This window comes from Aeromonas sp. QDB34, assembly GCF_027705405.1.
Lineage (GTDB): Bacteria > Pseudomonadota > Gammaproteobacteria > Enterobacterales > Aeromonadaceae > Aeromonas > Aeromonas hydrophila.
The window spans coordinates 129737-142756 of record NZ_JAPDBT010000007.1; the positions used below are offsets into that span (position 1 = coordinate 129737).

The following is a 13020-nucleotide window of genomic DNA, read 5'->3' on the forward strand; positions in this document are numbered from 1 at the left end:
CGCCAGGCAATAAAAAAGGAGGCCTGATGGCCTCCTTTTTGGTCACCAAGATGACTTACTGGGTGACTTGCTGTACGCCGGTGACGCGCACTTCTACGCGGCGATCCGGGGCCAGGCAGGCGATCAGCTGGGCCTTGGCCTTGATGCCGTTGCACTGGGTGCCGGTGACCGGGTTGGCTTCGCCACGACCTTCGATGGCTACCTTGCCGGCGGGCAGACCCTTGCCGACCAGGAAGTCGGCCACGGTGCGGGCACGGGCTTCAGACAGCTTCAGGTTGTAGGCGTCGGAGCCGATGCGGTCGGTGTAGCCAACGACCACGGCGCTGCCATCTTTCGGCTGTACGTCGACGATCTGCTGATACAGGGTGTTCAGGGCGGCAACGCCTTCCGGTTTCAGAGTGGATTTGCCGAAGGCAAACAGCACGTCTGAACTCAGGGCGAAGTTCTTGTCGACCACGACCGGCTCAGGAACCGGCTCGGGAGCCGGGGCCGCTACCGGTGCCACGTAAGTGGAGCGGTTCGGGTGCATCACCAGTTCCAGGGTGGCCACGCTCATGTTGGTTTCCCAGGTCTTCTGCTCGTCACCCAGGTTCCACATGTAGCGATAACGGGCCTGCAGATCGATCAGGTCAGAGAGCTTGGCGGTCACGCCCAGACCGGCCAGCGGCGCGGTGCCGTTGTCGCTGCTGCCGTTGCCGTTGACGTGGTTGAAGTAGGCGCCGCCTTCTGCAAACACGGAGAAGATGTCGCCGAGCGGCAGACGAGCCAGACCGGACAGGGTTGCGCCCTGGGTCTTGAAGTCAACGCCATCGACGCCACCCTTGCCGGCGTAGAGATAACCCAGCTCGGCGCCGAAGTTATCGTTGAAGTTGTAGCCGCCAAACAGGGAGAGCGCGGTGGCATCCTTGTCGGCATCTTTGCCAAAGTCGTTCAGGTCGTGGCCATAAGCCCAACCAGCACCGATACCTGTGTACCAGTCGTTGGCAGCCTGAGCGGTGGAAGTCCCCATGGCCGCGATGGCCAGAGCAATCAGGGCGGGTGCCATTTTCATTTTCATCGTTTTATCCTCGTTGAGTTTGCCGTGCTAGGGCGTACTGCGCACTCTTCAGTTATACCGGTCACAAGTGACAATTCAGCTGCGACCGCCATGGTGAACCACGGTTGGCCTGAATGAAAAAAGAGATGGTTCCTGGATACTCACGAAGCCTTGGCTCCATGGACAACTAACCGGGCCGGAAGCACTTTTAATAGTTCATCCAATGCCTTACAAGCGGAGTTACTGTATTCTTTTGACTCGCGTTGATCAAGTTTCTGTACAGATATCCAGCGTTGGCGCGGCTCTGCACGAAGTGGCAGAAAACCCAAAGAGGGAAACGATTTGACAGAAAGTGACGCGCCTTGCTGTGTTTTTGGTCAGTTGGCGGCGGGGAGACAAACAAAAGGGGATGCCGTGGCATCCCCTTTTCGCATCATCTGAACGGAGTCAGATTACTTCTGAACTTCTTGTACGCCGGATACGCGCACTTCAACGCGACGGTCCGGAGCCAGGCAGGAGATCAGCTGAGCTTTGGCTTTCACGCCGTTGCACTTGGTGCCGGTGACCGGGTTGGCTTCGCCACGACCTTCAACAGCAACCTTGCTGGCGGCCATGCCTTTGCTGACCAGGAAGTTGGCAACAGTGCGAGCGCGGGCTTCGGACAGCTTCTGGTTGTAAGCGTCGGAACCGATGCGGTCGGTGTAACCAACGACAACAGCGTTGCCATCTTTCGGCTGGAATTCAACGATTTGCTGGTACAGACCGTTCAGGGCAGCAACGCCTTCCGGCTTCAGGCTGTCTTTGCCAAAGGCAAACAGCACGTCGGAGTTCAGGGCGAAGTTTTTCTCGACAACCTGCGGAGCCGGGGCCGGAGCTTCTTCAACAACCGGGGCCGGAGCCGGGGCTACGTAGGAAGTGCGGAACGGGTGGTATACGGCTTCCAGGGTCGCAACGCTCTGGTTGGACTTGTAACGTACGTCGTCCGGGGCATCGCCTGCGTGCAGGTCAGCCACGTCCCACATGTAGCGGTAACGAGCTTGCAGATCCAGCGCGTCGTTAACCTTGTAGGTCACGCCCAGGCCGGCCAGCGGGGATACTTTGGTGTCGCTGGTGCCCAGACCGTCGGTGTGAGCCCAGTAGGCGCCGCCTTCAGCGAAAGCAGAGAAGTCGCCGCCCAGCGGCAGACGAGCGATACCGGACAGGGTGGCGCCCTGGTTCTCGTAACGCAGACCGTCGGTGTTGCCGCGGCCAGCGTACTGGTAGCCGAACTCGGTACCGAAGTTTTCGGTGAAGTTGTAACCGACGAAGGCGTTGGCAGCAGCAGCGTCTTCAGTACCAGCGTAACCGCCACCACCGATCTTGTTCAGACCGTTGAAGTGGGCAGCACCGGCACCGGCACCGAAGTAGATGTCGTCAGCGGCGTGAGCTGCAGTTGCACCCATGGCAGCCATGGCGATGGCGATCAGGGAAGGAGCCATTTTCATCATAAAAAAATCCTCGTTGAGATGGCACGTTGTTCACGTGCTTCGCACTTTTTAATTTATGTAAGCTGCAGGCTCTGCCGAACAACAGCGTTGAGTCTGGCAGGGATCCCGGATCCATCCGGGAGGCACACATTCCTGGTGCACAAGCGAGCGGGTGGCAGCGTAAGCAATGCCTTCAACCCTTCACGAACAGCCGATGTCATTCCGATGACGTGGCGCACTCTATGCCGATTTCAAAACATGATCAAGCTCACACATAATCCATATGGCAAATTGTGTCGTGTGGATAACTGGCTGTTTATCCAAATTAATTAGTGATCCAAATAGGCTCGGTGCAGTCTCTTCTCGAGTTTCATATAGGCCTGAACCCAGTCAGATTGCGCCATGGCGGGAAATTCCCTCGCCTGGAACACGGCCAGGTAATCGGCCTCGGTTGCTTCGCACAGTAAGGGTGTAAAACTGCACAAAAAATGACGGGCCAGGTAGGGATCGAGCGGCCAGATGTTGAGGATGGCCCGCGCCACAGGCTGTACTGCAGCTGAACAGCAGAAATGCAGGTGGCCTGCTTCGAGCCAGTTGGCCATCTCGGCCAGCCCGTTGACGGGGACCAGGCCGCCATCGCCCGGCTCTTTGGCCAGTGCCAGGTGCAGACCATTACCAAGCAGCAGGGTTCCATTTTCCTGCATGACGCCATCGTGACTGCGCATTGGCAGCCCGGTTGCGGGCCGCTCAAGAAACAGGCTGCTCTTGTCATCGAGCGCAGCCAAAACTGCTGCCGCCTGATCGTGCAGCGCGGCGGGCAACCAGAAGGCCTCGGTACGAGTCTGCTGGCCTTGCTGCAGTTGACGAGCGAGTTCTGCGGAGGTGGTGACAGGGTGTAAACAGGAGATTATGCCGGGAAGCGCCATGAGTTCTTACTCTTAAGGGATAGCCGGCGAATTATACGAGTTATTCCTGTGGCAACAATAAAGGTTTCTTTTCGAGACTGTTTACCTGAGGCGGTTGAGCGATTACCATCCCCGATGTTTGCAAGGGTTGTCGTCGAAAGACGCTGATTAAAGATAGAGGCTCGACCATAACGAGTCCGTTCAAAACTGATACACTTGACTACGAGTCGTCGCGAAAAATAAAGGTGGAGTCAATCCGCCGTACGGAGTATGGAACACATGAATTCAAATATCGTAACTGTTGGCAAGAAGATCCGTCAGATCCGTGAAGCGGTCGGCCTGAGCCGTCCCAAGTTTGCAGATCTGCTGGGCGTTCCCCCGACCACCCTGAAGAACTACGAACTGGGTTATCGTGAAGTTGGTGGCGCCTTCCTGGTGGCACTGGCTCATCACCCGGAACTGCACAAGTTCACCCTCTGGCTGCTGGCTGACAAAAAAGTCGCCGAAATCGGTCAGATCGGCCCGGACGATATTGCCAAGGCTTGATTTGATTGAGCTTTGACAAAAATGCCGCCATCGAGGCGGCATTTTTTTATCCATCAAATAACCCACGAAATTAATTAAATTTGGCTAATTGTGCTCTCACCAAGGCTTTTCACGAAAATACCTTGGCAAGCCGGATTAATCCTCAGAAAATTCTGACCGCTAAAATTAGCGGTATCCCTCGCATGATGCGCACAGTGAGACAAGCATGAGTCAAATCACCCCCAAGGCCAGAGATGGCTTTACCAGCAAATTCGGCGTCCTTGCCGCCACCCTGGGCTCAGCCGTCGGGCTGGGAAATATCTGGAAGTTTCCCTACCTGACGGGCGAAAACGGCGGCGCCGGTTTCCTGCTGGTCTATGTCATCGCGACGCTGCTGGTCGGTCTGCCGGTGATGATCTCCGAGATCATGCTGGGGCGCAAAGGCAAGTCCGATGCCGTCACCACCCTCAGCAAGCTGGCTCCCAAGGGGCAGCCCTGGTGGTTGATCGCGGCCATGGGGGTGCTGGCCGCCTTCCTTATCATGTCCTTCTATTCCGAGGTGGCGGCCTGGGTCTTTGCCTACATCTTCAAGGCCGTTGACGGCTCCATCCTGTCGACCGATCCCAAGGTGACCGGGGCGGCCTTCGGGGCGCTGATAAGCGACCCGCTGCAGAGCCTGCTCTGGCAGTGGCTGGTGCTGGCCCTGATGGGCGGCATCTTGCTGATGGGGGTCTCCAAGGGGATCGAGGCGGTGACCAAGAAGCTGATGCCGGTGCTCTTCATTCTGCTGCTCGTTATCGGCATCCGCAGTCTGACTCTGCCGGGTGCGAGCCAGGGGCTGCATTTTCTGTTCTCACCGGATTTTTCCAAGATAACGGCCGGGGTGGTGCTGACCGCCATGGGGCTGGCCTTCTTCAAGCTCTCCATCGGTATGGGTTGCATGATGACCTATGGCAGCTACTTTCGGGATGATCAGAACATCCCGCTGACCACCTTCCGGGTGATGTGCGCCGACCTGTTCGTCTCCATGCTGGCCGGCATCGCCATCTTCCCGGCGGTATTCGCCTTCGGTTTTGAGCCCACCGCCGGTCCCTCCCTGCTGTTCATCACCATTCCGGCGGTCTTCGCCAGCATTCCGTTTGGCCACCTGTTCATGGTGCTGTTCTTCGTGCTCTCTGCCATCGCCGCCACCGGCGCCATGCTCTCGATTCTGGAAGTGCCGGTCTCGGTGGTGTCAGAACGATTTGGAATGAGCCGCCCCAAGGCGACCCTGCTCAACCTTCTGGTACTGGGAGCGGTGGGGTCGACCTGCGCGCTCTCCAACAGCTCGCTGGCGGACGTTCATATCGCCGGCAAGACCTTCTTCGACCTGTTCGATTTCGTCTCTTCCAACGTATTGATGCCTCTTGGCGGTATCTTCCTCTGCCTGTTCGTGGGCTGGGTGTGGGGCTTTGAGCGAATGAAGGAGGCGCTGACCAACGGCGGCGAGCTGGAGCTGGCGATCCTCAAGCCGCTGTTCTTCATCATCCGTTACGTGTCGCCGCTGTTGATCCTGATCGTGATGCTCAAAGGGTTGGGGCTGTTCTAGCCAGCAGGGTTGGGCCCACAGTTCCCACAGCAAAAGAGCGCCACAAGGCGCTCTTTTTGTTGGTGATGACGATCCGGTGAACCGCGCTAGAGCACACCGAGGCGGCCGAGCTCATCCTTGAGCTGGTCGAGGTTGCGCTCGACGCAGGCTTCGCCCTCGTTGATGGCGTCGCTGGCGCGGTGGAAATCCATGATAGAGAAGCTGCCAAGGCGCGGGCAGAGCTGGATCTCGGGCGGGTCACCGGCCATCCGGGCGCGGGTGATGCGCTCCTGCATGATGTTGATGGAGCCGGTCATCACGCTCCACATGCCCGGCGTGTTGGGGCTGTCGCCCCGGTTGAACCACTGGCTGAAGCGGTTGCCGCCGCTCGGCTCATCCGGCTCGTCGGTCCAGGGCTGGTGCATGTCGGCGTTGAGGTTGACGGCGATCACCACCTCGGCCCCCATGGCGCGGGCCAGCGAGATGGGCACCGGGTTGACCACGGCGCCGTCCACCAGCCAGCGATCCTCGACCCGGGTCGGGGTCAGGATGCCGGGCATGCCGCAGGAGGCGCGCACGCACTGGCGCAGCGGCCCCTGCTGCAGCCAGATCTCGCGGCCGGTGTCGAGCTCGGTGGCGACGCAGGCAAAGGGCAGCGGCAGCGTTTCGATGGCGGGATCGCCTAGGTGGTTGGCGGCGATGCCGAACACCTTCTCGCCACGAAACAGGCCGCCGGAGAGGGCCGGATCGAGCAGGCTGACCACCTGCAAGCGGCTGAAGCCGCGTACCCAGCTCTCCAGCTTGTCCAGTTCACCGGCGGCATAGGCGGCGCCGACAAAGCTGCCGATGGAGCATCCCGCCACCAGATCCGGTTTGACGCCGAGCCGCTCCAGCGCCCGTATGATGCCGATGTGCGCCCATCCACGGGCCGCGCCGCTGCCAAGAGCCAGTCCCACACGGGGTTTTCGTGCCACTTTGTCTCTCCAGGAGTGAGTGAGAAAGCCAGCTTACCCGCAGTTGCCGGCGCCGTCATCCTGCCAGCGTTCGCTGCGATTGCGGCCGTTGGCCTTGGCCTGATAAAGCGCCACGTCGGCCCGCCGAATGGCCTCCTGCAACTGGGTATCGGTGGTGCTGTGGTGGTAACCCAGGCTGACGGTCACCGCCAGGGCTGGCGCCAGCTCCTGCCAGGGGTGGCGGGCGATGTGAAGACGCAGCTGCTCGGCCAGCTGGTCGAGTGGTTCGCCCCCTTTGGCTGCCAGCAGCAGAAACTCCTCGCCGCCCCAGCGGATCAGGGCGTCTTCCCGCCGCAGGTGCTGCTGGCACAGGCGCACCAGCTGGATCAGCACCTGATCGCCCACCTCATGGCCAAAACGGTCGTTGACCTGCTTGAAGTGATCGCAGTCGAACATGATCACCCCGACGCTGCCCCCGCGCTGCTGATGGCGGCGCTCGAACTCGTCGAAGTAGTGGCGGTTGAAGGCGCCGGTCAGGGCATCGTGGCGAGAGAGATAGTCCAGCTGTCGGTTCAGGCAGCGGGACTTGAGATTGGCAAGCACGGCCCAGGCCATGAAGAACAGGGCGATCAGGGTCGGGGCGGACTGGCAGAGCAGGGCCCACAGCAGGGAGGGCAGAGGGATGCGGTGGAGCAGGGTGAGCTCGGTGTCAGGAATGGCGTACTGGAACTGAAACGCCCCCTGCTGCCAGTGGTAGCCATCCCGAGCCTTTGACGGCTTTGGGACGAAGTCGACCTCCTGATTGCTGCTGGCGAGGATCTGCTGATGCTGGTTGACCAGAAACAGGGTGCCTATGCCGGGGGTGGATTCGCGCAGCAGTTGCTCCAGCCGGGAGAGCAGCACATCGATGCTGATGACGCCCACCAGCACCTGATCCTTCACGATGGGCTGTGACAGGGTGATCATCTGGCCCGCGCCGGCAAAGTCCTCGTAGGGGCGCGAGACGGTGGCGTGCAGGCTCTTCTCCTTCTGTTTCAGGGCATCCTGCCAGTAGGACTTGAGATAGATGTTGCGCTGAAAGTGAAACTGGCTGGCGGGCACCCAGGGGTAGAGATAGACGAAGTCATCGACCCCGGTGAAGTAGAGCCAGCCGACCTTGTCCCCCAGCAGCTTGCTGGCAGTGGAGAGCAGGGGGGAGAGGCTCAGCGCCAGGTGCAGCCTGGCGGCGCGTGGGCTGCCGGGGGCCGGCAGCGGCCCCAGTCCGGTCAGGTTGCCGCTCAGCCCCTTGGGCAGGTTGGCGGGCACCCGATCCAGCGCAAAGCCCTGGTCGCCATTCTCCCGCAGAGCGCCGTAGAGCTGCTGGGTGAGGGCGGATTGCGGGTTGCTGCGCAGCCGCTCTTCTGCCTGACCGCGCATGGCCTCGAGAAAGGTTTCCATCTGCTGAAACTGGGATTTCAAGCGGGAGGCGGTGCTGAGGGTATCGCTCTGATAATGGTCGGTGACCTGGGTCAGGGTCAGCTTGAGCGTGATGGCCAGCAGCAGGGCGACGAAGGCGCAGAGCAGCCATTGCAGACGACAGGTAACAAAGTGAGATCTGGGTTCAGGCATAGGCGTTAGGCGGGATCCGGACAGGTTCGGAGCATCAGTTTAGGGCACAATCGTGAAGCCCGTCTTCTGCTACTGCTATTTCAATCAAATATCGCCGTTTCTGTTACGTTTTGTCACATTTATACATAGTCACGGCATAGTCAGGGGGTAACATGGTGACCATCATTGATGAAGTGCCCTCTTTTCTCTTAATTTCATGGATTGCTTGATGAAAATGCGTATATGGCTGGTGCTTGCCTGCCTCTCTCTGCTGATTTCCGCCGGTTGGTATTACCGCCACTCCGCCCCTGCCGGCAAACCCCAGCCACGTCAGGTCAACATCAGGGCGCAGACGGTCAGCCAGAGCCTGGCCGAACCCTCCATCAAGCTGGTGAGCAAGCTGGCCGCCAACCGCTCCGTGGTGATAAGCCCGGAGGTGACCGGCCGCATCGTCAAGATTGCGGTGCGATCCGGCCAGCAGGTCAAGCAGGGGGATGTGCTGATCGCCCTCGATGCCGGCAAGCAGCAGGCGGAGCTGGCCGAGCAGAGCGCCAGCGTGCGCGACGAGAGCCGCAAGCTGCGGGACATGCGCCGGCTGGTGGCGCGCGGTGCCATCACCACCTCGGAGCTGGAGGGGCAGGAGGCCACGGTCGCCCAGGCTCAGGCCCGCGCCGATGCCGCCAAGTACGAGCTCTCCCTGCGCACCCTGCTGGCGCCGTTCGACGGTTCGGTTAGCCTCATCGATCTGAGCGAAGGGGCGCTGGTCAACAGCGGCGATACCCTGCTCCACCTGGACGAGCTGGCCAGGCTGCGGCTCGATCTGGCGGTGCCTGAGCGCTATCTCTCGCTGCTGCGCCCCGGCATGGCGGTGACGGCGACCAGTTCGGCCTGGCCGGATCAATCTTTCCGCGGCGTGCTGGAGACGCTGGACAGCCGCGTCTCCAACGATACCCAGAACATCAAGGCGCGGGTGATCATCCCCAATCCTGACGGCCAGCTGCGCCCCGGCATGTTGCTCAACGTCGAGCTCTCCCTGCCGCCACAGAAGATGACCCTGATCCCCGCCCAGTCGGTGGAATATGCCGGCGAGCAGCGCTTCGTCTATCGTCTCGAACCCAATGGCAAGGTCAAGCGGGTGCCGGTGGTGCTGGGGGATACCCATGGCGAAGAGGTGTGGGTGACCGAAGGGCTCAAGGTGGGCGATCGCATCGTGGTCGAGGGGCTGGTCAACCTGCGTGACGGCGTCAGCGTGCACGATCTGGCGGAGGTCAAAGGCTGATGTGGCTCTCCGATATCTCTGTCCGCCGCCCACTGGTGGCGGTGGTGCTGAGCGCGCTGCTCACCGTGTTCGGTCTGGTGGCGTTTTCCAAGCTGACGGTGCGGGAGATGCCGGACGTGCAGACGCCGTCCGTCTCCATCACCACCATGTACGAGGGGGCAGCCCCCGCTGTCATGGAGAGCCAGGTCACCAAGCCCATCGAGGATCAGCTCTCCGGCATCAGCGGCATCAAGAACATCAACTCGGTGACCCGCAAGGGGCGCTCGGTCATCACGGTGGAGTTCAAGCTCGGCTGGAACATGGTGGAGGGGATCTCCGATGTGCGCGACGCCATCTCCCGCGCCCGTCCCAAGCTGCCGGACGAGGTGGATGAACCCCTGGTCACCAAGGACAACGGCAACGGCGACGTGGCGGTCTGGCTCAACTTCAGCAGCACCCAGATGGACCGCACCGCCATGACCGACTACGCCAACCGGGTACTGGTGGACCCCTTGAGCCTGGTGGACGGGGTGAGCGAAGTGTCGCTCTCCGGCGATCTGACCCAGGTGATGTACGTGCGACTGCGCCCATCCGACATGGCGGCGCGCGGCGTCACGGTGGCGGATGTGCAGGACGCCCTCAAGCGCGAGAACATCGAGCTGCCGGGCGGCGAGATCCGCAACAACAGCATGACCATGGCGGTGCAGATCGCCCGGCTCTATCACACCGCCGCCGATTTCCAGGCGCTGCAGGTGCGCACCGCCGCCAATGGCCAGAGCATCTATCTGGCCGACATCGCCGATGTGGAGGTGGGGGCCAAGAACGAAGACAGCGCCTACCAGCGCAACGGCCGCGAGAGCTTGGGGATAGGCATCGTCGCCCAGTCCACCGCCAACCCGCTGGCAGTGGCGCAGGGGGTCGAGAAGAAGATGGCCGAGATGCAGCGCTTCCTGCCGGAGGGGGCAACGCTGGAGGTCGACTACGACTCCACCATCTTCATCAAGCAGGCCATCGACGAGGTGTACGAGACCCTCGCCATCTGCGCCGTGCTGGTGGTGGCCGTGCTCTACCTGTTCCTGGGGCAGGGGCGTACTACTCTCATTCCGGCCATCACGGTGCCGGTCTCCCTCATCTCCGCCTTTATCGGCGCCTGGTATCTCGGCTTTTCCATCAACCTTATTACCCTGTTGGCGCTCATTCTTGCCATCGGTCTGGTGGTGGATGACGCCATCGTGGTGGTGGAGAACATTCACCATCATCTGCAGCGCGGCGAGCCGCCCCTGCTGGCGGCCTGGCACGGCACCCGCGAGGTGGGCTTTGCGGTGATCGCCACCACCGCCGTGCTGGTGATGGTGTTCGTGCCCATTGCCTTCATGGATGGCATGGTGGGCCGGCTCTTTACCGAATTTGCCATCCTGCTGTCGCTGGCGGTGCTCTTCTCGTCGCTGATCGCGCTCACCCTGACCCCGGCCATGGGCTCCTGGCTGATGCGCTCGGTGGATCGGCCCAACCGGTTGACGGCGGCGCTCGATCGCGGCCTCGGCTGGGTAGAGACCCACTACCGCCGGCTGCTCGGCTGGATGCTGCACCATTCGCGCTGGACCCCGCTGGTGCTGGTGCTCTGCCTAGGCGGCATCGGCGCCCTGTTTGCCCAGTTGCCTACCAGCCTGACCCCGACCGAGGATCGGGGCGTGCTCTACGTCTTCGTCAAGGGGGCCGAAGGCACCAGCATCGAGCGGATGAAGCGCAACATGCAGCAGGTGGAGGCGGCCATCATGCCGCTGCTCGGCAAGGGGGTGGTGCAGGCCATGAGCTTCAGCACCCCGGCCTTCGGCCGCGGCGGCGATCAGACCGGCATGGCGATCATCCAGCTCACCGACTGGGCCGAGCGGGATGAGACCGCCACCGAGTTCGCCAAATCCCTGAGCGGGCGGCTGGCCGGCATTCCGGACGTGATGATCCGCACCTTCCAGCCGGGCTTTCGCGGCGGCTCCACCGCGTCGGTGCAGTTCGTGCTGCAGGGCTCCGATTACGCCGAGCTCTATCAGCAAGGGCTGGCCCTGAAAGAGGCGGCAGCCCAGAGTGGCCTGATGGAGACGCCGGATCTCGACTATGCCGAGAAGACCCCAGAGCTGCAGGTGACCATAGAGCGGGATCGGGCCAACCAGCTCGGCATCCCGGTCTCCACCGTCGCGAGCTCCCTGCAGGCCCTGCTCGGCGGCATCAGCCAGACCACCTATGTCGACAGAGGGGAGGAGTACGACGTCTACCTGCGCGCCAACCAGCGCGACTTCAACGGCGTCTCCGACTTGAGCCGCATCTACCTCAAGGCGGCCAACGGCGAGATGGTGACCCTCTCGACCCTGGCCACCGTCAAGCAGGTGGCGAGCCCGCAGCGGCTCAACCACTACCAGCGCCAGAAGGCGGTGACCCTGACCGCAGATCTGGCGCCGGGTCACACCTTGGGCGAGGCGCTGGATTACCTCGACGGCTGGGCCAGCGCCAACCTGCCAAGCGGCATGACGGTGGATTATGCCGGCGAGTCCAAGGATTATCGCGACAACCAGGGCGAGATGGTGATGGTGTTCGGTCTGGCCCTGCTGGTGGTCTATCTGGTGCTGGTGGCCCAGTTCGAGAGCATGCTGACCCCGGCGGTGGTGATGGTGACGGTGCCGCTCGGCATCTTCGGCGGCCTGCTTGGCCTCTGGCTGACGGGGCAGGAGATGAGCATCTATAGCCAGATCGGCATGATCATGCTGATCGGCATGGTGACCAAGAACGGCATCCTGATCGTCGAGTTCATCAACCAGCTGCGCCAGCGCGGCGAAGGGTTCGACGAGGCGATCATCGCAGGCTCGGTGCGCCGCTTGCGCCCGATCCTGATGACCTCGCTCACCGCCATCATAGGGGCCGTGCCGCTGATGCTCTCCATGGGGGCGGGTTACGAGAGCCGGATGTCGGTGGGAACCGTGGTTTTCTTCGGCCTTTCTCTGGCGACCCTGGTGACCCTGCTGCTGGTGCCCGCCATCTATCATCTGCTGGCCAAGCGGGCCGGCATGACCGGAGCGCGGGATCAGCTGGTGGACGAGGCGCTGGCGGCCAGCGAGGCCGCCTCGCAGCAGGACAAACCGGCGGCCTGATGCCTACACCCATATAGGTGAAAAGCACTGCAAGCTGATGGCATCCTCGGGTAAGCGGGTTAATATATAGCCAGTTTAATGTTGAGGTGAGCTATGTTGCCATCAGCCATTTATGAACCGCTGCCCTTTGCCTATATGGGCAGCGGTTTGCTGTTGTTGGGGATTGCCGATCAGCCGGGGTTGTTGCTGGCCGGGTTGGCATTCTATCTGGCCGGTTCGCTGGCCTGGTTTCGACGCGGCGCCTATCGCCGGCCCGACAAGCAGCAGCTGCGAAAGCAGGGCTGGCCGCTGTGGCTCTACGAGAGCCGGCCGTTCGCGCTGATCCTGCTGGGCCTGCTGATGCTGCGCCTGGCCACCCACCCGGTGTTCCTGGCGCCCGCCTTGGTCTGGTGCCTGCTTGGCGGCTATCAGTTGCTGCAGCGCCACTACAACCGCATCGTGCTGGCCCGGGTCCTGGCCTGAGCCGACAATCAACCCGCACTTTTCAGGCGAGCCCCGCTGGCTCGCCTTTTCCGCATCTATCGTAGGGGCAAAAAGCCGTCGCCCCCGCCTTGCTCTGCCGGTATAATGCGCGACCCGAATT

The 13020-nt window shown here is 61.7% G+C and carries 10 protein-coding genes; 5 read left to right on the top strand and 5 right to left on the bottom strand.

The window, feature by feature from the left end:
• Positions 1-55 precede the first annotated feature (55 nt).
• The 3 genes from ompA to OKC29_RS11925 form a co-directional block, all read right to left on the bottom strand.
• Positions 56-1057, bottom strand: coding sequence for a porin OmpA (gene ompA, locus OKC29_RS11915; RefSeq protein ID WP_016349943.1), 1002 nt, complete (start codon positions 1055-1057; stop codon positions 56-58).
• A 431-nt stretch (positions 1058-1488) separates the two neighbouring features.
• A complete protein-coding gene (locus tag OKC29_RS11920; protein WP_011705194.1) occupies positions 1489-2523 on the bottom strand; it encodes an OmpA family protein in 1035 nt (344 codons plus the stop codon).
• A 308-nt stretch (positions 2524-2831) separates the two neighbouring features.
• Positions 2832-3428: a hypothetical protein gene (locus OKC29_RS11925; RefSeq protein ID WP_073349322.1), complete on the bottom strand. Its 597-nt coding sequence runs from the start codon at positions 3426-3428 to the stop codon at positions 2832-2834.
• Between the two features lie 258 nt (positions 3429-3686).
• On the opposite strand from OKC29_RS11925, the gene OKC29_RS11930 reads away from it, so the two are divergent.
• Both OKC29_RS11930 and OKC29_RS11935 read left to right on the top strand, forming a co-directional pair.
• Positions 3687-3953: a helix-turn-helix domain-containing protein gene (locus OKC29_RS11930; RefSeq protein WP_005298604.1), complete on the top strand. Its 267-nt coding sequence runs from the start codon at positions 3687-3689 to the stop codon at positions 3951-3953.
• Positions 3954-4158: 205 nt separating this feature from the next.
• Positions 4159-5520 (top strand): sodium-dependent transporter, encoded by a 1362-nt coding sequence (locus OKC29_RS11935; protein WP_011705197.1) that lies wholly within the window; start codon positions 4159-4161, stop codon positions 5518-5520.
• 86 nt (positions 5521-5606) lie between these two features.
• Here the strand turns inward: OKC29_RS11935 and OKC29_RS11940 are convergent, their stop codons facing one another.
• Both OKC29_RS11940 and OKC29_RS11945 read right to left on the bottom strand, forming a co-directional pair.
• On the bottom strand, positions 5607-6473 hold the full coding sequence (locus tag OKC29_RS11940) for a patatin-like phospholipase family protein (protein ID WP_011705198.1): 867 nt from the start codon (positions 6471-6473) through the stop codon (positions 5607-5609).
• A 33-nt stretch (positions 6474-6506) separates the two neighbouring features.
• On the bottom strand, positions 6507-8060 hold the full coding sequence (locus tag OKC29_RS11945; protein ID WP_073349324.1) for a sensor domain-containing diguanylate cyclase: 1554 nt from the start codon (positions 8058-8060) through the stop codon (positions 6507-6509).
• 208 nt (positions 8061-8268) lie between these two features.
• Between OKC29_RS11945 and OKC29_RS11950 the strand changes: the two genes are divergently transcribed.
• From OKC29_RS11950 to OKC29_RS11960, 3 genes are all read left to right on the top strand, one after another.
• Positions 8269-9318 (top strand): efflux RND transporter periplasmic adaptor subunit, encoded by a 1050-nt coding sequence (locus OKC29_RS11950; RefSeq protein WP_164470736.1) that lies wholly within the window; start codon positions 8269-8271, stop codon positions 9316-9318.
• Positions 9318-12437 (top strand): efflux RND transporter permease subunit, encoded by a 3120-nt coding sequence (locus OKC29_RS11955; protein ID WP_029301518.1) that lies wholly within the window; start codon positions 9318-9320, stop codon positions 12435-12437. The genes OKC29_RS11950 and OKC29_RS11955 overlap by 1 nt, the downstream gene beginning before the upstream one ends.
• Before the next feature lie 93 nt (positions 12438-12530).
• Positions 12531-12899 (top strand): hypothetical protein, encoded by a 369-nt coding sequence (locus OKC29_RS11960; RefSeq protein WP_011705202.1) that lies wholly within the window; start codon positions 12531-12533, stop codon positions 12897-12899.
• Positions 12900-13020: the final 121 nt, after the last annotated feature.